A 19,873-nucleotide genomic window follows, 5' to 3' on the forward strand; every position below is an offset into this window, starting at 1 on the left:
ACGGTTAATATTTAACTCGCTTGCTTAAGTGTGTCAACCCCAATTTTTTTCATGTTCTTCGAGTTATTTGCTGCAAAATAGCAAAATTTACCCATATTCACTCGACAAGACTCTCGTTAATCCCTTGTCAGTAGAGAAAAATCCACAAAATGGCTCAAGTCAAAATTTGAACAAAAAAATCATTTTTTATGCAAAAAAGCCTTGAGACACGTTATAATCCTCGCCCGCGGTTACGGATATTAGAATTAATGCATGGTATGGAGCAAAAAATGGATTTTCGCGTCTTAGCGCTTAGCCTGTTGTTATGGCTATTCCCTTTTGGGGTCAGTGCTAACGACCAACTCGATGCACTTGCAGAACTGATTTATCAGTATCCGACCAAGGCTTTGACGCAAATTAGCACACTAGAGAAACAACAAACCGCTGATAACTCTAGTGATATTGATAGGCTTCGCCTCAGTATGCTCAAGTGCCAAAACTTGTTGCAATTAGGGGAAAATGAAGCGGCAATCAACCTTGCTCAGATGGGCGAGGCCAGTGCCAAACAGCTAAAACTCGATCAGGCACGTCCCTACTTTTTGAATTGTCAGGCCGATGCCTATCTCAATTATGATAATGTCCAAGATGCCTTACCTTTGCTCGATTCCGCGATTACCCTCGCGAGACGCTATCAGCAACCTCAAGCCTTAATCGATGCACTGCGGTTAAGGGGGCAACTGGATACCAACACGGATAACTTCTCCTCCGCCATCGAAGATTTACGCATCGCTATCGACATTTATCCCGATATTCATACCCAGACACAAAATTGGGTGTGGCCACCGCAGGCCTATGTCTATGCCGCTATGGGCAGTTTGCTCTACGCAACCCATGATTTACCCCAAGCCATGTATTACACCAATCTGGCACTCAACAGTCCCGATGCTAAGGGGAAGGCACGGCATGTGTTACTACTAAACGCATCGCGTCTCGCGTTAGATAATCAAGATAGAGAATACAGCGACCAACTGGAGAAACAGGCAAAAGCCTTGTTACCTGAAATCGGCTCTCCCTTAGAACTGGCCTATAGTTATGCCGTTTTGGCTTCAATCGCCCTCGACAAGGGACGAATGGACACTGCCGAAGAATACATCTCCATTGCCATGAACACTTTTAAGCTGCAAAACCAACGGGCAGCTATGATGCGCTCCACCCGTTTATTGGCACAAATCCGGTTTGCTCAACATCGAGATGAAGCAGCGTTAGCCCTTATGAATTCCGCCATAGAACAGGGAGAGTCATTAAAGCAATACTCTGATCTAAAATGGTTTTATGGCATTTTGAGCGATTATTATCAAACCCACGACAACTACAAACTTGCCTACGAGTATTTGCAAAAACGTTTCGATGCGACAGAACTTGCTAACGAGTCGATGAATAACACCCGTATCCTGCAATTTAAGGCCAGATTAAATCAGCAAGGACTACAACTGGCGAGCAAGGAGAATCAGCCAACTCACAACTCGGTACTGAAAGAGCTCAATATCGATTGGGCCTATAGCACGTTATTTTTAGTCGCCATGGCCTTCTTGGGCGGTGCCATTTGGTATTTCATTGATAAACAAAATAATCGTGCACCATCAGCTGGATCAGACAGCCAAAATCTGCCACCACAGCAACTACTCGAGTTGACACTTCACAGCGCTAAGCAAGGCGATTATCCATTGTCGCTGTTGCTGCTCAATGCCAGCCAAATTCGCCAAGTCGATCTGCCCGCGCTAATGGATAAGTTACAAGACAAGCTACGTGAGCAGGACAAACTATTACGCTATTCGATAGATGAGATAGTCATAGTGCTACCTTATACCTCTGCCGTGGGCGCACAGAAAGTCGTCGATCAAATCACCCCCACCATCCAAACCTTACAAGGAACAAGCAAGGTGAATATTGGCGTTGCGGTGATGCAACAGTTTGATACTTTGGATTCTTTGGTTAAACGCGCGAGCATCAATCAATTAGGTAAACTCAAGGGGAGCGACCCACAAAGCGATTATTCCCCCGCTAAATAGGCGGCAATTTCATCGAGGAAATCGTCGCCAAATCGGCTGAGTTTGCGCTCACCAACGCCGTTAACCGCCAGCATTTCACCGGGACTGGTGGGCATCATGGCCGCCATTTCCGCTAGGGTCGCATCGTTAAACACCAGATAGGGCGGCACATCCTGCTCCTCGGCAATAGTACGACGTAGGGCTTTTAGCCTCGCAAACAGTTTGCGGTCGTAATTCAGCGGTGCCCGCGATTGAGTGACTTTGCGCTTAATGTTGGTCAGTTGAATCCGTGGCTCTGCCAACATTAGCGCCACCTCGCCCTTAAGGATCGGCCTTGCCGAAGGGTTTAAGGTGATGGACGAGCCCCGCGTAATATCTTGGCTCGCAAGCCCTAAGTGAATCAGCTGACGGATCACGCTCAACCAATATTCATGGCTTTTGTCTTTGCCTATGCCCCAAGTGCTGAGTTTATCGTGCCCTCTATCCACAATCGCAGCGCCCTTGGAGCCACGCAAGACTTCAATCAAGTGATTGATACCAAAGCGCTGCCCAAGACGATAGATGCAAGATAGCACCTTCTGCGCATCCTCGGTGCCGTTATAACGTTTAGGCGGGTCGAGACAAATATCACAGTTACCGCAGGGCTCTAACGCGCTCTCATCGAAGTAATGCAGCAACACTTGGCGACGACAGGTTTGTGCCTCTGCAAATGCAGCCATGGTAGTGAGCTTATGGAAATCCACCTGTTGCTGCGGCCCTGGCTCCGACTGCTCGATAAGATGGCGCACCCGCCCAATATCGGCAGGATCGAACAGCATAAAGGCTTCGGCCTCGAGTCCATCGCGCCCCGCTCGGCCAGTTTCTTGATAATAGGCTTCGATGCTCTTAGGGATATCGTAATGCACCACAAAGCGCACGTTAGATTTGTTAATCCCCATGCCAAAGGCCACGGTGGCAACGACGATATCAATTTGATCTTTAAGGAAGCTATCCTGCACTTCGCCACGCTCCTGTGGCGTCATGCCCGCATGGTATGCCTTAGCATGAAACCCTTGCAGGGTGAGTCTTTCTGCCACCTCATCCACACGGCGACGACTGCTGCAATAGACAATGCCGCTACTGCCATTTTGTTGCAGTAAAAACTGTCGTAATTGATTCGCGGCATTGAGTTTTTCGGCAACCGTATAGCGGATATTGGGTCGATCGAAACTCGATAGTAACCTAAATGGATTAATCCCTAGGCGCTCGCAAATATTTTGCCGCGTCGCCTGATCCGCTGTGGCGGTGAGCGCCATCATGGGCACATGGGGAAAGAGCTGCTTTAACTGACCAAGAGCGGCATATTCGGGACGAAAATCATGTCCCCATTGACTGATGCAGTGCGCCTCATCGATGGCAAACATTGATAACGGCAGTGAGCGCATGCGCTCGATAAAATCGCCAGTAAGTAACCGCTCAGGAGACACATATAGCAGTTTTAGCTCGCCTCGATGCAACTGCCTCAGCACCTCTACACTCTGCTCCCGCGGCTGCGAGGAGTTTAAATAGGCGGCATTGACACCCGTCTGCAATAGGCTGTCGACCTGATCTTTCATTAATGAAATCAGCGGTGATACCACGATGGTGATGCCAGGCATCAGCAGTGCGGGCAACTGGTAACACAGGCTCTTACCGCCGCCAGTGGGCATGATCACAAGGCAGTCCTCACCACTGCATACACGTTCGATAACCTCGCGCTGACCGTCCCTAAAGTCACGGTAACCAAACACCTGCGCTAGGCGTTGCGACAGCGGATCATCATGTATGTCGAGTAACTGAGTTTCCATGGATCTTCTAGCTAAAAAGTAAGGGCGCCTATTCTAAAGGACAGAATCGCTCCTGTCTTGCGCCATCTTTCCCAAACTGACTCACGCTAACAACTAGGGGTAGGCTTAGCCTGCTCCAGGGCTCATTGCAACACCTAAAACGATTTGCCCGCACAAAGGCTTAAGTTGCATTAGGCATAGGCTTGGCTGTAGATTAATTGCTCTAAGTCGAACGCCATTGCGCACGCTTCAACCCTATTCTAAGAAGCCCTACAGCCTACAAGGACGAACAGCATGACAAACCCAATTCAAGCCGAAGTACTCAAACGTGTTGCCGAAGTATTTGATCAACACGTGCCGTTTCATAATTTATTGGGTCTAGATATCAAACGCTACGACATAGATGGCGTCGAAGTGGTGATTAATATGAAGCCAGAACTCATTGGCAATATTCACCAACAAATTCTCCACGGTGGGGTCACCGCCACTGTACTCGATGTGGTCGGAGGGCTCACCGCCTTTGCAGGACTGGTCGCTAGTCGTGATGATTGGACTGTGGAGGAGTTACAACAACGGTTGCAGACCTTAGGCACTATCGATATGCGCGTCGATTATCTGCGTCCTGGACGTGGACAGGTTTTCACTGGCACGGGCAGCGTGATCCGTGCCGGCAATCGCGTCTCAGTGTGTCGCATGGAGCTTCACAACGAGCAAGGAACCCATATCGCCTTCGGCACTGGCACTTATATGGTTGGCTAGTCCGTTGTCACACATCGTTTTTTAGAAATTTTTTACCGCATTCATCATCGATAAGTTAAAGGAAAACACCTTGATTATTCAGGTGTTTCCCTCTGCTTTTTGCTGAGCACAGGTTATTAGAGACATCCTGTAACGAAAAAGGCGACCGCACACACCTTGAGTCAATTCCCATAGCCTCCTACAATCGCCGTCCTGTTGTCCTTCGAAGATGTCTCATGCCTGATACTGAATACCGCAAAGGGATCCTACTCGCCGTCAGTGCTTACTGTATGTGGGGATTTGCGCCCTTATATTTCAAACTACTCCACCATGTTTCGGCGACCGAAATTTTACTGCATCGGGTGATCTGGTCATTTGTGTTTATGGTGATCATCATGCTGTTTATCGGTGGCTTTGGAAAGCTGCGCCAACTGTTTAAACAGCCAAAGCAGTTACTCGTGCTCACCATCACCTCCCTGCTGATTGCCGCCAACTGGTTGATTTTTATCTGGGCCGTGAATAACGATCATATGCTCGATGCCAGCTTGGGTTACTTTATTAACCCCCTACTGAATGTGCTGCTCGGCATGCTGTTTTTAGGTGAAAGATTACGCAAGTTGCAATGGTTTGCCGTCGCGCTGGCGAGTGCTGGCGTGCTTATTCAGTTGATTTCATTCGGTTCAATCCCCATTGTTTCCCTCGCCTTGGCGGGCACCTTCGGGGTGTATGCGCTGCTGCGTAAAAAGGTCAACGTGGATGCAAAATCGGGTCTGCTAGTCGAAACCGCTATCCTGCTACCGGTCGCATTGGTTTATCTGGTCGCGACTTTAGATAGCGCCACGGCGAATATGCTCACCAACGATTGGCATCTTAATTTGTTATTGATGGCGGCGGGGATTGTTACCACAATTCCACTATTGTGTTTTGCCGGTGCAGCGGTACGCATTCCATTGTCTATGCTCGGCTTTTTCCAATATATCGGCCCGAGTATTATGTTTATCCTCGCGGTAACCTTATTCAATGAACCCTTCGATGCCGAGAAGAGCATCACCTTTGGTTTTATCTGGAGCGCCCTGTTGGTGTTCACATTCGATATGGCCTATAAACGCAAAACGGCGCGATAACATCACGCCGCAGCCGACAGTTGCAAAAATAGTGGTTAAGTGAGCGTGTACTTAACAGCTATTTTTGTAGCTGGGTAATAAACCTTTCGCCCTCGGGCACAGACAAAAGCAGATTGTAGCCTCGCTTCGTTGGCACTAGCACTAGCTCGGATTTATCCGTCACAGCCACAAATGCCTTACACTTCCCTTTTAGATTAAACCAGCCGAGTTGAAACCCTGGCATACCTATACCATTGGTTTTAAAGCTGGGCGTTAAATCCTGTTCCTGCTTCAAGTCGATAATGCGTGCCTGCTCGACCAGCAGCTCGGAGCGCGCTAACTGCACTTTATAGAAGGGAATATCGAGTTTTAGCTCTGTGTCGGTTAGCGCGATTTCAGCATTATGGGATTGATAAAACACCCAAGAAAATCCGCCAATCATCACGAACAAAATACCTAAGCTCGCCGATTTCGCCACTTTCGGCATAGGTTTAACCCACAACATCCACAGCACACCAGCCAAACCTAGCAGCAAGATAATAAAGCTTAAAATGGAGGTTTGAGTCAGAGGCGCGAGGGAGAAAAACTGAGTCACCATGGTGGGCAGTCCTTAAGGTAGAAAAGCTTAATCTGCCAACAAAGACATATTATGTCAACAAAAATGCCAGCGCTAGGCTGGCATCTTATCAAGCGTGAAATGCTTACAGATCGAGGGCGAGAATTTTAGAGCGGCGCTGATAGTTATACAGCTGCTTTTTCTTCTGCGGTAAGGCTTCCACATCTTCAATCACAAAGCCATGCTCTAAGAACCAGTGAATGCTGCGGGTAGTCAAGGCAAACAAACGGGAATAACCACGGCTACGCGCCTGACCTATGATGTTTTTCAGCAGTAAACTACCCCTATCTGCATCGCGATAATCTGGGTGCACTACCAAACAGGCAAACTCCCCGGCGTTATCTTCCTCGAAGGGATACAGGGCAGCGCAGCCAATCACTAAACCATCACGCTCAATCAACATAAACTGCTCGATCTCAATCTCAAGCTGCTCACGACTGCGGCGCACCAAAATGCCTTGTTCTTCCAATGGACGAATTAAGTTTAGTACGCCACCAATATCGCTAATCGACGCGCGGCGCAGACGCTCAGCGCTTTCTGTTACGATTTGCGTACCTATGCCCTCACGGGAGAACAACTCCTGCAGCAAAGCACCGTCATCGAGGTAACTGACCAAATGACAACGTGGCACCCCATTACGGCACGCATCAATACTCGCCTTGAGGAAAGCCATAGTGCCCACACAGGCCGAACCTTGCTCAGCAAGCTTAGTCAGAATGTTTTGCGCGTCATTTGGCATTAATTCGGCAATCACATCGCCATTGCGATCGAGGATGCCGTTTTGCGAACTAAAGCCAATCATCTTGTCGGCCTTCAGCTTGATCGCGACTTGAGTGGCAATCTCTTCGGCGGTGAGGTTAAAGCTTTCGCCAGTGACCGATGCGGCAATCGGCCCCATCAACACGATACAGTGGTTATCGAGCTGACGCTTAAGCCCTTGAGTATCGATACGGCGCACTTTGCCGCTTAAACAAAAATCCACGCCATTATCGACCCCCAGAGGCTGGGCGATCACAAAGTTACCGCTGACTAAGTTGATTTGCGCGCCTTGCATCGGCGTATTACTGAGGCTCATCGATAAACGCGCGGTGATATCAAACTGCAATGCGCCAGCGACCTGTTTGATCACTTTAAGCGAGTCTTCATCGGTGATACGTACACCTTCGTGGTAGGCGGGTTCAATCCCATTGGCTGCCAATGCCGCATCGATTTGCGGCCTCGCACCATACACTAACACCACTTTAATGCCTAAACTGTGCAACAGGGCCACGTCATTTAAAATGCCGCGAAATTGATTTTGTGCTAAAGCCTCGCCACCCAACATCACCACAAAGGTTTTCCCTCTATGGGCATTGACGTAAGGGGCAGAATGACGAAATCCATCAACCAGTTCAGTGGTACGCACGCGTTGTTTACACCTCATATTTGAGCTGGCAAAGCCGATATGGCACACCAGGAATGAATGACTAAATCACGCGTATAGTATTGCATTTTAATTCACCAATAAAGAATTTATTCTCATTAAAATGCAGTTTTAATACAATAAAGTGCTTATATTTTCAAAAAATTGCATTTTTGATAAATGATCACATTTTTTTAACCAAATGCGATTTCGTAGCACTGCCGAGCATGGGACAGATTTATCTCAACTTGATGACGAGAAGCCGAAAAAAGACCAAAAAAAAGCCCCTTAGATAAGGGGCTTTTCTCGAAACACTAAACAAGGATTACTTGATTTTTGCTTCTTTGTAGATAACGTGCTGACGAATAACTGGATCAAATTTTTTGATTTCCATTTTTTCTGGCATGTTACGCTTGTTTTTTTCAGTTGTGTAGAAGTGACCAGTTTTAGCTGTAGAAACTAATTTGATCTTCTCACGATTACCTTTAGCTTTAGCCATGATCTATTACACCTTCTCGCCACGGGCACGAAGTTCAGCAACAACAACTTCAATACCTTTCTTATCGATCAGACGGATACCTTTAGTAGATACACGTAACTGTACGAAACGTTTTTCTTCTTCTAACCAGAAACGGTGGTTTTGCAGGTTAGGTAAAAAACGACGACGGGTCGCGTTTTTTGCGTGCGAACGGTTGTTACCAACCATCGGCTTCTTGCCAGTAACTTGGCATACTCTTGACATGTCAGTCTTCTCCAAAAAACAATTTTAACGCTCGAGCATTAATGTACCTCGTATGGCCGTCGCCCGAGGCACAAAGAGGGCGCATTTTATACACGATCATAGAGGTAAGATCAAGCGTTAGATTAATTAATCCAGCCTCGTTCCGCGAAGGAAACTATCTCTCGATCACCAACAACCATATGGTCCAGTAAGGATACGTCTATGGTTGCTAACGCATTTTTTAATCGCTCAGTTATTCGTCTGTCAGCCTGACTGGGCTCGGCAATACCAGACGGATGATTGTGACACACTATGACGGCAGCAGCCTTTTTCTCCAGCACTAGGCTCACCACTTCACGTGGATACACCGAAGCTGAATCTATTGTTCCGCGGAATAATTCGACGAATTGAATCACTCTATGCTGGCTATCCAGCAGCAAAATTGCGAACACTTCATAGGAGCGGTCAGCTAATTGTCTCATTAAATAATCCCGAGTTAAATCGGGATTTGTCAAAACCTGACCTCTCTGCAGGTTTTCTTGTGCCACACGCCTCGCTAATTCAGCCGCGGCTTGAAGCTGGGCGTATTTTACAGGCCCCACGCCCGGAAGTCGACACACCTGATGCTTTGGTGCGCAAAGTAAGCTTCTTAATCCACCAAATTCATGAATGAGTGAGCGTGCAAGGTCGACCGCATTCAAACCGCTCAGCCCATTTCGCAGTAAAACGGCCAGTAATTCTGCATCCGAGAGATGGGCGGCGCCTTTTACCAATAATTTATCCCGCGGACCTTCACCCTCGGGCCAATCCTTAATCGCCATACGACCTCCCTGTCAGCGCGAATTTTCACTTTAGACAAGTATGGACGAGATTTTTTGAACTGGGACAGTCACGCCAATTAGTCGCTTTGTGGTATGGTTGGCAACATTATTTCAATCTCGGATGATGTCTGTGAGCCTGATAACGAAAAACGTCCTACTGGGTATTGGTGGCGGCATAGCGGCCTACAAAAGTGCGGATTTAGTGCGCCGCTTAAAAGAACGCGGCTTTGATGTGCGCGTGGTGATGAGCCAAAGCGCCATGGAATTTATTACCCCTCTCACTCTGCAAGCCTTATCAGGCCATCCCGTGGCATCAAGTTTACTCGATCCGGCTGCCGAAGCGGCAATGGGTCATATCGAGCTCGCGCGCTGGGCGGATTTAATGATTATCGCCCCCGCCACCGCGAATTTGCTGGCCCGTATCAATACGGGCATGGCGGATGAGCTTATCACCACCACTTGCCTTGCGACCGAAGCGCCGATAGCCCTGTGTCCCGCGATGAATCAGCAGATGTATCGCAATGCGGCCACTCAAGCCAATTTAGCGAGTTTACAAGGCCGAGGTTATACCCTGTGGGGCCCCGCCAGCGGCAGCCAAGCCTGTGGCGAAGTAGGCCCTGGTCGTATGCTCGAACCGTTAGAAATCGCAGAATTAGCCAGTCGCTTTTTTGCAACAAAAGATGTCTATGCTGAACAGGAAACTCAGCCGCTAGCGGGCCAGTCGGTGCTCATTACCGCAGGACCAACCCGCGAAGCCATCGATCCGGTGCGTTATATCTCTAATCACAGCTCAGGCAAGATGGGATTCGCCTTAGCAAAAGCCGCCGCCGACATGGGCGCCGCTGTGACCTTGGTCTCAGGTCCAGTAAATTTAGCAACCCCTGAGGGGGTGACGCGAATCAATGTCGAATCCGCGCAAAACATGCTCGACGCTGTGATGGATAATGTTGATAAAAAAGATATTTTCATTGGCTGCGCGGCGGTTGCCGACTATCGCGTCAGCGATATTGCGGACTGTAAGATCAAAAAGTCCGCCGAAGAAATGCAACTTGCGCTGGTGAGGAATCCTGATATCTTAGCGACGGTCGCAAGCTTGGCAAACCGTCCTTTTGTGGTGGGATTTGCCGCCGAAACCCATGATGTAGAAACCTACGCCCGCGATAAACTCAAACGCAAAAACTTGAATATGATCGCCGCAAACGATGTATCCGTTGCTGGCCTTGGCTTTAATGCCGATGCCAATGCCCTGCGTGTATTCTGGCCGCAGGGTAGTCAAGATTTGCCTGCTACCGATAAGCTCACGTTGGCTCGGCAATTACTTTCGTTGATAGTGAAAGAAAAAACAAAATAAATGAAAACACCGATTGAATTAAAGATCCTCGATTCCCGTATTGGCTCTGAATTTCCCCTGCCCGCCTATGCCACGCCTGGCAGCGCGGGAATGGATCTTCGCGCCATGATAGATACCACAATGACGATAGCCCCAGGTGAGACTCAGTTAATCCCTACAGGCATCGCCATCCACGTGGCAGACCCTGGACTTGCCGCCGTGATCCTGCCCCGTTCAGGCCTTGGCCATAAGCACGGTATCGTACTCGGCAATCTAGTTGGGCTTATCGATTCAGATTATCAAGGTCCCTTGATGGTTTCTTGCTGGAACCGCAGCGATACCCCATTTACGTTAGAAATTGGTGATCGTCTCGCACAACTCGTGTTTGTTCCAGTGGTACAAGCACAATTCAAACTCGTTGATGAGTTCGACAGCTCAGATCGTGGTGAAGGTGGATTTGGCCATTCTGGCACTAAATAACCGGCATCGATATTGAGCAAGGATACTGCAATGGCTGTAAGCCCAAAAATTAATCGTCGTGAACACATACTGCAATGCCTAGCGCAAATGCTAGAAACCAGCCCAGGACAACGTATTACCACCGCTAAACTCGCCTCTGAGGTCGGTGTATCGGAAGCGGCCCTCTATCGCCACTTTCCGAGTAAGGCGCGGATGTTTGAAGGGTTAATTGAATTTATTGAAGAGTCATTACTCTCCCGCATCAATATCATCATGGACGATGAAAAAGACACCATGAGACGTTGCCAATTAGTGCTACAACTGCTGTTGATTTTCGCCGAGCGCAACCCTGGGATCTCTCGGGTACTCAATGGCGATGCACTCTTAGGTGAAAACGAGCGTCTACGCAGTCGTATCAGCACCCTATTTGCCAAAATTGAAACTCAACTCAAGCAAATTCTGCGAGAAAAAACCCTACGTGAAGGGAAAGGCTTTAATTTAGATGAGGCTATTTTAGCTAATTTGCTGTTAGCTTTCGCTGAGGGACGAATTGCTCAATTTGTCCGCAGCGAGTTTAAACTCAAACCAACGCAGCACTTCGATGAACAGTGGCGCTTTATTCAGCATCAGCTGTTACAAAGCTAATGATTTTTCAATACAAAGGACGGTAATCACCGTCCTTTCTTTTATCCCCCACGCCTTGTATCGGTATTTCTTTTGTTTTAATCTCAAGTAAACATTTTCAAAACAAAAACCACAATAATATTACAAGGATGTCAGATGAAATCTTTGCCATTTGCTGCATTGGCCGTAATTTGCTTGCCTATTATGCCTTTCAGCACATTCGCGGCCGAAACCTCGGCGGCAAATGCCCTGTCACAATCCCAATTATTCAGTCGCGGTAACGAGTACTCTAACGTCAAGATCTCACCTACCGGCAAATACTTAAGTGCAATTACCAGTGTTGAGGGGAAAAATGTACTTATAGTATTGGATGCTCAAACCAAAAAACTGCTGAATGCGATCCGCTTCCCAGGTAACGCACAGGTAGGCACCTATGAATGGGCCAATAGCGAGCGCATTGTACTGGCCAAAGAATACCTTAAGGGTTGGACCGATGTACCCCAATACTACGGCGAATTAATGGCGGTCAACGCCGATGGTTCTCGCCCTAAATATCTATTTGGATATAACAGCGGCGAGCAACAGACAGGCTCAAATATCAAGAAAAACACAGCCATAAGTGCCACAGCATTCATTCTGGATCCTCTACCGGATGATGAACGCTATATGCTGGTCAATGCGCTCCCGTGGACTGGTGCCCCAGACTTGAGTGAAACTCCTCAGGATGTCTACCGCGTTGACCTTTTTAGCGGGGTTCGTAAACGCATAACTGGCTCCCCCATTGGCCGAGCACGCTTTATGACTGACCATGATGGTGAAGTCCGCTTTGTGGCAGGGGAAGATGGCAAAAACATCACTAAAGTCTTTTACCGCAAAGATGGCGAATGGATAAACACCGATAAACTTAACCTTGGCTTAAGTGATTTTACACCTATCTCTTTTGCTGATAATAAAAATAGTATTTACGCCGCAGGCCGAGTGGGTAACGAAACCTTAGGCGTCTATCGCATCAATCTCGAAACAGGCGAGAAGGCCGAGATCATTCAAGATGAGGTGGTTGATCCCAGCAACTTCTGGATCAATGGCACCAATAAGCAGCTCTATGCCGTTGAATTTGAAAATGGCTATCCCAGTTATGCCTTTGTCGATAATAACGACAACCACGCCAAACTACTTAAGGATTTAATTGCAGCTCTACCCGGGCATCAAGTACGAATTGTCAGCGAAACCCGTAATGGCGAGCAACTGGTGGTGATTGCATTTAACGATCGCAATCCTGGTGATTACTATGTGTTTGATACGAAAAAGCTCAAGCTAGAGTATCTAGCCGCCGCCCGCAAATGGCTCGACCCCGAAAAAATGGCGGAGGTTAAACCTATTAGTTTCACCAACCGTGATGGCCAGAAAATCCATGGCTACTTAACCTTACCCTTCGGCAAAGAAGCCAAAAATCTCCCTTTGGTCGTCAATCCCCATGGTGGTCCCCACGGCATTCGTGACTGGTGGGGCTTTGACCCACAAAACCAACTACTTGCTCAAAATGGTATGGCGGTGTTGCAGGTTAACTTCCGCGGTTCAGGTGGTTATGGCGAGCGTTTCGAGCAAGCAGGCTATCAAAAGTGGGGATCGGATATTCAGCACGACATTATCGATGCAACTCAATATGTGATTGATCAAGGCTTTGCCGATAAGGGACGGGTGTGTATCGCAGGCGGTAGCTTTGGCGGCTATAGCGCACTACAAAGCGCCGTATTAGCGCCCGATATGTTTAAATGCGCGGTTGGGTTTGCCGGTGTTTATGATCTAGAGTTGATGTTTGATGAAGGTGACGTCGCTAGAACACGTTCAGGCACAAGCTATCTTAAGGACGTACTCGGCCAAGACAAAGCCATCCTAAAAGCCATGTCTCCCTCAGAGAACGTTGCTAAATTAAAAGCGAACCTCTTACTGGTGCACGGTGGTGACGATGAGCGAGCGCCGATTGAACAGCTCGAATCACTCGAAAAAGCCCTCAAAGCCCATAATTATCCCTATCAAAAACTGGTGATGGATAACGAAGGCCATGGTTTTTATAACGATGAGCATAGAGCCAAGTATTACGATCAGATGCTGAGTTTCTTAAAAACCAACTTAAAACTTTAGTACTCACTAAAATAACCATTATCTTCATCAAGATAATGATGTTTTGGCGCCCCGATGAGCCGATAATCGATAAGGACTATCGGCTTTTTCATCTTCAGCGTGAGCGTTTTTTGGTATGAATTATCCGCAATTCGCGCTATTCTCCCCCACCTTGTTCTTACCCAGATAAGAACCAGTCGATTTGTACCTGAGTTCACCCATTGTACAAACTCAGTTTAGGGTGCTAGGTTTTCAGTGATAGCCGCTACTGCAGTAGTGGAGGATAAGATGGCATTAAGTGAAGCAGCAGTAAAAGTACAAGCCGCCCTACAAGAACGCGGACTTGAAACCCCCATGCTCCCCAATGTGTTTACGCCTGAAGAGCGTAAGGACAAGATTGAATTCCATATGAAGGAAATCCTGACGCTAATGTCACTGGATCTTTCCGACGACAGTCTTGCCGATACTCCACGCCGCATCGCCAAAATGTATGTCGATGAGATTTTCTCAGGCCTCGACTATGAAAACTTCCCGAAGATCACTGTCATTGATAATAAAATGGGTTTCGATGAGATGGTGCGCGTGCAGGATATCAGCCTGACCAGTACCTGTGAGCATCACTTAGTCACTATCGATGGCACAGCGACGATCGCTTATATTCCTCGTAAGAAAATTATAGGTTTATCAAAGATTAACCGCATAGTGCGTTTCTTCTCCCAGCGTCCACAGGTGCAAGAGCGCTTAACTCAGCAAGTGTTAGTAGCCTTGCAAACCCTGCTCGAAACCAAAGACGTAGCAGTGAAAATGGATGCGGTGCATTACTGCGTCAAATCACGCGGCGTGATGGACTCCACCAGCTCCACCACGACCACCGCCTTAGGGGGCATTTTTAAATCTAACCCCGCCACCCGTGCCGAGTTTTTAAATCAATCCAAATAAGCTGTTAGATTTAATCAGGGCATAAAAAAACGCTGCCATTCTTATTGAATCGCAGCGTTTTTGTTTTAGCGGTTTATAACCCGCTTAAGCCTCATTAGGCCTCGATGCCATACTGCTCACGGTACTGGCTTACCGCCGCCAATTGCGCTTCCATACCCGGTTTTTCTGACAAGTAGCTGATCAGATCCGCAAGCTTGATGATCGCCACAATACCGCAGCCAAAATCACGCTCAACCTCTTGGATGGCCGACAGTTCGCCCTTGCCCTTCTCTTGTCTATCCAGCGCGATTAATACGCCAGCCAGCTGCGCCTGATGGGTCTCGATGATTTCCATCGACTCACGAATTGCCGTACCCGCAGTGATCACATCGTCCACCAACATCACACGACCTTTAAGCTCGCTACCGACTAAGCTGCCGCCTTCACCGTGATCTTTTTTCTCTTTACGGTTAAAGCAGTAGGGAATATCGATATCGTGGTGTTCGCACAAGGCCACCGCTGTCGTGGTCGCAATCGGAATACCTTTGTAAGCTGGGCCAAACAACAGATCGTACTCTATGCCTGAATCCACTAACGCCGCAGCGTAAAAACGCCCTAAGCGCGCAAGGTCCCGTCCTGTATTGAATAAACCCGCATTAAAGAAATAAGGACTGATACGGCCCGATTTAAGGGTAAACTCACCGAATCGCAGTACCTGACGCTCTAGGGCAAATTCAATAAACTCTCGTTGATAGGCTTTCACAATCTCTCCTTACGACTTTAACGTTGTATTTTTATTGGGTTATAGCAATATTGATTTAATAAAAAGCCCCATAACGGGGCTTCTTATCAACAACAATTAATTCAATGCGGCTTTCTGCACATCGACGATTTCACGAATACTATTCTTCGCCAACCCGAGTAGCTCAATCAATTCTTCATGGCTAAATGGCTCACCTTCGGCCGTACCTTGAATTTCAATAATCTTACCGGTTTCCGTCATGACTACATTCATATCGGTTTCGGCCGCGCTGTCTTCCACATATTCGAGATCGCTGATCGCTTCGCCGTTGTAGATACCAACGCTGACCGCCGCAATCAAAAACTTCAGCGGGTTAGACTTGATAATGCCCTTACCGCGGGCCCAGTTCAGCGCATCCACTAGAGCCACACAGGCACCTGTGATAGACGCGGTACGAGTACCGCCATCGGCTTGGATCACATCGCAATCGATAACGATAGTGTTTTCGCCAAGAGCTTTCATATCGACGCAAGCACGCAGTGCACGACCAATCAGACGTTGGATCTCTTGAGTACGGCCAGATTGCTTGCCGCGAGCCGCTTCACGGTCCATACGGCTGTGGGTTGAACGTGGCAACATACCGTATTCTGCCGTCACCCAGCCTTGTCCCTGACCTTTTAGGAAACGTGGCACACCCTCAGTAAAACTGGCGGTACAAAGTACTTTGGTTTCGCCAAACTCCACTAACACAGAACCTTCGGCGTGGGCCGTAAACTGGCGAGTGATAGTGATGGGACGTGTTTGTGCTGGCGTTCTGTTACTTGGACGCATGCGAGATTCCTGTATTCTGAGTCATTGACCGATTTTGGCTGCATATTATAGGGATTTGTGCCTGAGGATGCCATGCCTAGGGCCATTCTCTGACAAACTCCCCATCTTTAAATGCTAGCTTAACCCCTAGCAGTATATTGTATGCCTTTAATCCTAAAGCCATTGACTCTATAATCGCCTATCAATATGACGATTCAACCATTAGGACAATCCCATGATCCAAAGCATGACAGCCTACGCTCGCATCGAGCACAAAGCACAATGGGGCACCGCCTCTTGGGAAATTCGCTCAGTCAACCAGCGTTACCTCGAAACTTACCTACGTCTGCCAGAACAATTCCGCAGCTTCGAGCCCGTACTGCGCGACCGTCTGCGTAAACGTTTAAGCCGCGGTAAAGTCGAGGTCAATTTACGCTATGAGTTAGCCGACAACAGCAATAACGAACTCAAATTAAACCAAGGGCTAGCCAAGCAGTTGCTCGACGCCGCCAGCTGGTTAAAACAAGAAGCCGGCCAAGGCGAAGTGAGCCTGACTGACATTTTGCGCTGGCCAGGAGTGCTCTCAAGCTCTGAGCAAGATATGGATGCCATTGGCGCCGAGCTATTAACGGCTTTCGATTTAGCAATAGACCAGTTTATCGAAGCCCGTGGCCGCGAAGGTGCAGCGATTAAAGAAATGTTGTTAAGCCGTTTAGAAGGCGTCGAAGAGCAAATCGCTATCGTGCGCGAACACATGCCTAGAGTGATGGAATATCAACGTGATAAACTCACCAATCGCCTCGCGGAAATCAAAGGTGAACTCGACCCTGCCCGCATCGAGCAGGAGATGATCCTGTTAGCACAAAAACAAGATGTGGCCGAAGAAATGGACAGACTCGAAGCCCATGTTAACGAAGCGCGCCGCATCCTCAAAAAAGGCGGCAGCGAAGGCCGTCGCTTAGATTTTATGATGCAGGAATTTAACCGCGAATCTAACACCCTCGCCTCAAAATCCATCAGCACAGAAATCACCGCCGCCGCTGTCGAGCTCAAAGTGCTCATCGAACAAATGCGCGAGCAGATCCAGAACGTTGAATAGTGTTTTCAGGGGTTTAATACCGTTTAAAAACCATTATAAAACCATACACTTGCATGGTTTTATGTTTTTACATGTTCGCCATTGTTTGCTATTGTTTATGAAAAAGTGGGACTAAAGTGGTGACTAAAATCGCTTGAAACCACTAAAAATGGCCAAAAATAGGCCATTTTTAAGTTTAGTCACCAATTTGGACTTAACCGTATGAATGACAAGCAAATTAAGGCTTTTTTAAAGAGCAAGGAACTAGGACGCAAAGCAATTGGTGATGGGCTGTATCTCCGCGTGCAAACTGAGGGCGTCGCATACTGGGAAGTAAGATACAGCGTTAACGGTAAACGCCGCTCAATGATGCTTGATGGTGGGATATACCCTGCAATGCCTTTAGTTGAGGCTAAAGCAGAAGCTGCAAGGATCAAACTATTAGCAAAACAAGGAATAGACCCCCTTGCGGAACGAGAACGGCAACAAGAAGAAACAATCAAAACTGTCAATGACCTTTTCGACGATTGGTACAAATGCACATCCGCTCGCTTGAAACATCCTGAAATTCCCATGCGAATGTATAAAAAAGAGATTAAGCCTACGATTGGTCAATTAAAAGTTGTAGATGTTAACGCCAGAGACATAAGAGCAATTATTCACAAAGTGGCAAAGAGCAATCGCCCCACCGTTGCGAATAAAACACTGCTACTGTGCAAACAACTCTTTAATCATGCGTGTAAGTTAGATCTCGTGTCAGGAAATCCCGCTACCGCATTTAAGCCAGTTGATGCCGGAGGCGTCGAGAAGAGTAGAGATCGAGCGCTAAAGATTTCTGAATTAGTTAAACTCTTTGAGGTATTAAGGAATTACAGTACGGTTTTCACACGAGATAATTATTTAGCACTTGCTTTATTACTGACATTGGGAGTTCGCAAAGGAGAACTGATTTCCGCTAGATGGAGTGACTTTGATTTTGAATGTCTCGAGTGGCGCTTGCCCAAAGGCAATACTAAAACTCAAGTACCTATCACTATCCCTCTGCCGCCTCAAACAATCACTTGGTTTGAAGAACTTCATTCACGGGCAGGAGGTTCTAAATACGTATTCCCAAATCGTCGAGCCAGTAAACGTAGGGGCTATATATCTAGTGACACTTTAAACCATGCTCTATCAAAAATGTTCGGCCAAAAAGTTGATAGTAATAAACAACCCTTAGATAACCTTTTAGGTCAAGCTGGCATTGAACACTTTACTATCCACGATCTACGCAGAACCTGCCGCAGTTTGTTAGCCGAACTAAAGGTACTCCCACACATCGCTGAACGCTGCCTAAACCACAAACTGAAAGGAATTGAGGCTGTGTATAACAAGCACGATTACTTAGAAGAGCGTAGAGAAGCTTTGTCCCTTTTAGCAGGGTTATTAAGCCCAATTATTGATGGCACCAGTAACAATATAACTCCATTTAGTCGACGGGCTTAAGTTCATATATGAGCAATGACAAAAAACATCCCATGAGCGATTCCAAAGTCTAATGGAGACCTGTGTAAGTGGCTATTTATCACGGTGACACTCTGTCACAGAGTAATGATCATAAATGAACTAATTGCCCACTAATTCCATATTGGCATCGTCCACATCCTAGCGTTCTAATGTGAATAGCCACTGTTTCACTTGAGTCATCTTAAAGTGATTATTCTTGAACTACTACATAATGCGTATCCACCACTTCATGTATACTGGCAAACAGAACAAAGGGTCTTTCACACAAGGAGTTACATCAATGAGAGTGGTTATTGAAGATCATGTTATGCCAGTGCTAATGTCCGCAGCCATTGAGGCTTACGACATCGTTCACAAAGCTACTGAACGTTCCAAAGGCAAGAAAAAGATAGAAACATATGGTTTGCTGTGGGGATATGTTGTTCCTGCAAAAAGTGAGGATGGTGAGAACAAAGTCATCGTTACCTCTGCGACAATTGAGACTTCTGCAATCCGTCATGAAAACTACGTCCAACCAGATATCGAAAGTATTGAGACTAAGAAAGCGCTTATTCAACAATATTGGCCACATTTGGAATTGGTTGGCACATTCCACTCTCATCCTTACGATTCATTAGATGAAGTAAACGACATTCGCGGTTGGGAGGCATCAGGCGAAGATGGTGATTTGAGTTACTGGACTAATTTTCATGAAAACATTGCACCAGAACAACCAGTGTTAGCACACCTGATTTTAACTGTAGCCCAACTTCAAAAAATGGGATGGGCTTTGCCTGATAGTTTCCAAGGTAGAAACTATAGTGGCTTTAGAATTAGCGCTGGCACCAAAAAACTTTGGTTAAACACTTATATGTCGGTTTGTGATCTTATCGAAGATGAGATTGAAGATACTGAAGAGTACCAGTCATATATTTACGATGGCAAAATCAAACTGGATTCACCCGCACTGTTACGCCGAATCTTAGAAAACAGTTAACCGCCTTGGTGAAAGCTAGAGTCCACCAGCCATGTTGGTGGTGGACTTCCGCCTTGTTAGGTGCTAAGACCCGCTT

The 19,873-nt window shown here is 47.2% G+C and carries 19 protein-coding genes; 11 read left to right on the plus strand and 8 right to left on the minus strand.

The window, feature by feature from the left end:
* Nucleotides 1–269: 269 nt before the first annotated feature.
* On the plus strand, nt 270–2,048 hold the full coding sequence (locus tag K0H60_RS18885) for a diguanylate cyclase domain-containing protein (protein ID WP_220056689.1): 1,779 nt from the start codon (nt 270–272) through the stop codon (nt 2,046–2,048).
* Here the strand turns inward: K0H60_RS18885 and recQ are convergent.
* On the minus strand, nt 2,030–3,853 hold the full coding sequence (gene recQ / locus K0H60_RS18890; RefSeq protein WP_220056690.1) for a DNA helicase RecQ: 1,824 nt from the start codon (nt 3,851–3,853) through the stop codon (nt 2,030–2,032). The genes K0H60_RS18885 and recQ overlap by 19 nt on opposite strands.
* Before the next feature lie 273 nt (nt 3,854–4,126).
* Here recQ and K0H60_RS18895 point away from each other — a divergent pair, with 273 nt between their 5' ends.
* Both K0H60_RS18895 and rarD read left to right on the plus strand, forming a co-directional pair.
* Entirely contained in the window at nt 4,127–4,591 is a 465-nt protein-coding gene (locus K0H60_RS18895) for a thioesterase family protein (RefSeq protein ID WP_011624318.1), read from the plus strand.
* Nucleotides 4,592–4,806: 215 nt separating this feature from the next.
* Nucleotides 4,807–5,694, plus strand: a complete 888-nt coding sequence (rarD, locus tag K0H60_RS18900) for an EamA family transporter RarD (protein ID WP_011718514.1) — start codon at nt 4,807–4,809, stop codon at nt 5,692–5,694.
* A 58-nt stretch (nt 5,695–5,752) separates the two neighbouring features.
* Here the strand turns inward: rarD and K0H60_RS18905 are convergent, their stop codons facing one another.
* The 5 genes from K0H60_RS18905 to radC all read right to left on the minus strand — a co-directional run bounded on the left by K0H60_RS18905 (nt 5,753) and on the right by radC (nt 9,233).
* Nucleotides 5,753–6,271, minus strand: a complete 519-nt coding sequence (locus K0H60_RS18905; RefSeq protein WP_220056691.1) for a PH domain-containing protein — start codon at nt 6,269–6,271, stop codon at nt 5,753–5,755.
* Nucleotides 6,272–6,374: 103 nt separating this feature from the next.
* The gene (gene argA / locus K0H60_RS18910) at nt 6,375–7,694 is read right to left on the minus strand and encodes an amino-acid N-acetyltransferase (protein WP_041412827.1); all 1,320 of its coding nucleotides are present in this window, start codon (nt 7,692–7,694) and stop codon (nt 6,375–6,377) included.
* Between the two features lie 322 nt (nt 7,695–8,016).
* A complete protein-coding gene (rpmG, locus tag K0H60_RS18915) occupies nt 8,017–8,190 on the minus strand; it encodes a 50S ribosomal protein L33 (RefSeq protein ID WP_006079871.1) in 174 nt (57 codons plus the stop codon).
* 6 nt (nt 8,191–8,196) lie between these two features.
* Complete coding sequence (gene rpmB, locus K0H60_RS18920) at nt 8,197–8,433, minus strand: 50S ribosomal protein L28 (protein ID WP_006079870.1); 237 nt, start codon at nt 8,431–8,433, stop codon at nt 8,197–8,199.
* Between the two features lie 122 nt (nt 8,434–8,555).
* Nucleotides 8,556–9,233, minus strand: a complete 678-nt coding sequence (gene radC, locus K0H60_RS18925) for a RadC family protein (protein ID WP_011624904.1) — start codon at nt 9,231–9,233, stop codon at nt 8,556–8,558.
* Between the two features lie 121 nt (nt 9,234–9,354).
* Here radC and coaBC point away from each other — a divergent pair, with 121 nt between their 5' ends.
* The 5 genes from coaBC to folE all read left to right on the plus strand — a co-directional run bounded on the left by coaBC (nt 9,355) and on the right by folE (nt 14,706).
* Nucleotides 9,355–10,584, plus strand: coding sequence for a bifunctional phosphopantothenoylcysteine decarboxylase/phosphopantothenate--cysteine ligase CoaBC (gene coaBC / locus K0H60_RS18930; RefSeq protein ID WP_220058207.1), 1,230 nt, complete (start codon nt 9,355–9,357; stop codon nt 10,582–10,584).
* Nucleotides 10,585–11,043 carry a dUTP diphosphatase gene (dut, locus tag K0H60_RS18935; RefSeq protein WP_011624324.1) on the plus strand — a complete coding sequence of 153 codons (459 nt, stop codon included), beginning with the start codon at nt 10,585–10,587 and terminating at the stop codon, nt 11,041–11,043. It abuts the gene before it with no gap.
* A 30-nt stretch (nt 11,044–11,073) separates the two neighbouring features.
* Nucleotides 11,074–11,667 carry a nucleoid occlusion factor SlmA gene (gene slmA, locus K0H60_RS18940; RefSeq protein ID WP_011624325.1) on the plus strand — a complete coding sequence of 198 codons (594 nt, stop codon included), beginning with the start codon at nt 11,074–11,076 and terminating at the stop codon, nt 11,665–11,667.
* 135 nt (nt 11,668–11,802) lie between these two features.
* Nucleotides 11,803–13,788, plus strand: coding sequence for a S9 family peptidase (locus K0H60_RS18945; protein ID WP_220056692.1), 1,986 nt, complete (start codon nt 11,803–11,805; stop codon nt 13,786–13,788).
* A gap of 267 nt (nt 13,789–14,055) precedes the next feature.
* Complete coding sequence (gene folE / locus K0H60_RS18950) at nt 14,056–14,706, plus strand: GTP cyclohydrolase I FolE (protein WP_011624327.1); 651 nt, start codon at nt 14,056–14,058, stop codon at nt 14,704–14,706.
* A gap of 94 nt (nt 14,707–14,800) precedes the next feature.
* Here folE and pyrE read toward each other — a convergent pair whose 3' ends face one another.
* On the minus strand, nt 14,801–15,448 hold the full coding sequence (gene pyrE / locus K0H60_RS18955; RefSeq protein WP_220056693.1) for an orotate phosphoribosyltransferase: 648 nt from the start codon (nt 15,446–15,448) through the stop codon (nt 14,801–14,803).
* 96 nt (nt 15,449–15,544) lie between these two features.
* The gene (gene rph / locus K0H60_RS18960) at nt 15,545–16,258 is read right to left on the minus strand and encodes a ribonuclease PH (protein ID WP_011624329.1); all 714 of its coding nucleotides are present in this window, start codon (nt 16,256–16,258) and stop codon (nt 15,545–15,547) included.
* A 214-nt stretch (nt 16,259–16,472) separates the two neighbouring features.
* On the opposite strand from rph, the gene K0H60_RS18965 reads away from it, so the two are divergent.
* The 3 genes from K0H60_RS18965 (at nt 16,473) to K0H60_RS18975 (ending at nt 19,797) form a co-directional block, all read left to right on the plus strand.
* Nucleotides 16,473–17,336: a YicC/YloC family endoribonuclease gene (locus tag K0H60_RS18965; protein ID WP_220056694.1), complete on the plus strand. Its 864-nt coding sequence runs from the start codon at nt 16,473–16,475 to the stop codon at nt 17,334–17,336.
* Between the two features lie 201 nt (nt 17,337–17,537).
* On the plus strand, nt 17,538–18,800 hold the full coding sequence (locus K0H60_RS18970; protein ID WP_220056695.1) for a tyrosine-type recombinase/integrase: 1,263 nt from the start codon (nt 17,538–17,540) through the stop codon (nt 18,798–18,800).
* Nucleotides 18,801–19,101: 301 nt separating this feature from the next.
* A complete protein-coding gene (locus K0H60_RS18975; protein ID WP_220056696.1) occupies nt 19,102–19,797 on the plus strand; it encodes a hypothetical protein in 696 nt (231 codons plus the stop codon).
* Nucleotides 19,798–19,873 lie beyond the last annotated feature (76 nt).

It is taken from the genome of Shewanella mangrovisoli (assembly GCF_019457635.1).
GTDB lineage: Bacteria > Pseudomonadota > Gammaproteobacteria > Enterobacterales > Shewanellaceae > Shewanella > Shewanella mangrovisoli.

Bases quoted from the DNA above. Each gene is read 5' to 3' on its own strand.
- K0H60_RS18885 (WP_220056689.1), top strand. From the start codon at position 270: ATGGATTTTCGCGTCTTAGCGCTTAGCCTGTTGTTATGGCTATTCCCT.
- recQ (WP_220056690.1), bottom strand. From the start codon at position 3,853: ATGGAAACTCAGTTACTCGACATACATGATGATCCGCTGTCGCAACGC.
- K0H60_RS18895 (WP_011624318.1), top strand. From the start codon at position 4,127: ATGACAAACCCAATTCAAGCCGAAGTACTCAAACGTGTTGCCGAAGTA.
- rarD (WP_011718514.1), top strand. From the start codon at position 4,807: ATGCCTGATACTGAATACCGCAAAGGGATCCTACTCGCCGTCAGTGCT.
- K0H60_RS18905 (WP_220056691.1), bottom strand. From the start codon at position 6,271: ATGGTGACTCAGTTTTTCTCCCTCGCGCCTCTGACTCAAACCTCCATT.
- rpmG (WP_006079871.1), bottom strand. From the start codon at position 8,190: ATGGCTAAAGCTAAAGGTAATCGTGAGAAGATCAAATTAGTTTCTACA.
- rpmB (WP_006079870.1), bottom strand. From the start codon at position 8,433: ATGTCAAGAGTATGCCAAGTTACTGGCAAGAAGCCGATGGTTGGTAAC.
- radC (WP_011624904.1), bottom strand. From the start codon at position 9,233: ATGGCGATTAAGGATTGGCCCGAGGGTGAAGGTCCGCGGGATAAATTA.
- coaBC (WP_220058207.1), top strand. From the start codon at position 9,355: ATGATGTCTGTGAGCCTGATAACGAAAAACGTCCTACTGGGTATTGGT.
- dut (WP_011624324.1), top strand. From the start codon at position 10,585: ATGAAAACACCGATTGAATTAAAGATCCTCGATTCCCGTATTGGCTCT.
- slmA (WP_011624325.1), top strand. From the start codon at position 11,074: ATGGCTGTAAGCCCAAAAATTAATCGTCGTGAACACATACTGCAATGC.
- K0H60_RS18945 (WP_220056692.1), top strand. From the start codon at position 11,803: ATGAAATCTTTGCCATTTGCTGCATTGGCCGTAATTTGCTTGCCTATT.
- folE (WP_011624327.1), top strand. From the start codon at position 14,056: ATGGCATTAAGTGAAGCAGCAGTAAAAGTACAAGCCGCCCTACAAGAA.
- rph (WP_011624329.1), bottom strand. From the start codon at position 16,258: ATGCGTCCAAGTAACAGAACGCCAGCACAAACACGTCCCATCACTATC.
- K0H60_RS18965 (WP_220056694.1), top strand. From the start codon at position 16,473: ATGATCCAAAGCATGACAGCCTACGCTCGCATCGAGCACAAAGCACAA.
- K0H60_RS18970 (WP_220056695.1), top strand. From the start codon at position 17,538: ATGAATGACAAGCAAATTAAGGCTTTTTTAAAGAGCAAGGAACTAGGA.
- K0H60_RS18975 (WP_220056696.1), top strand. From the start codon at position 19,102: ATGAGAGTGGTTATTGAAGATCATGTTATGCCAGTGCTAATGTCCGCA.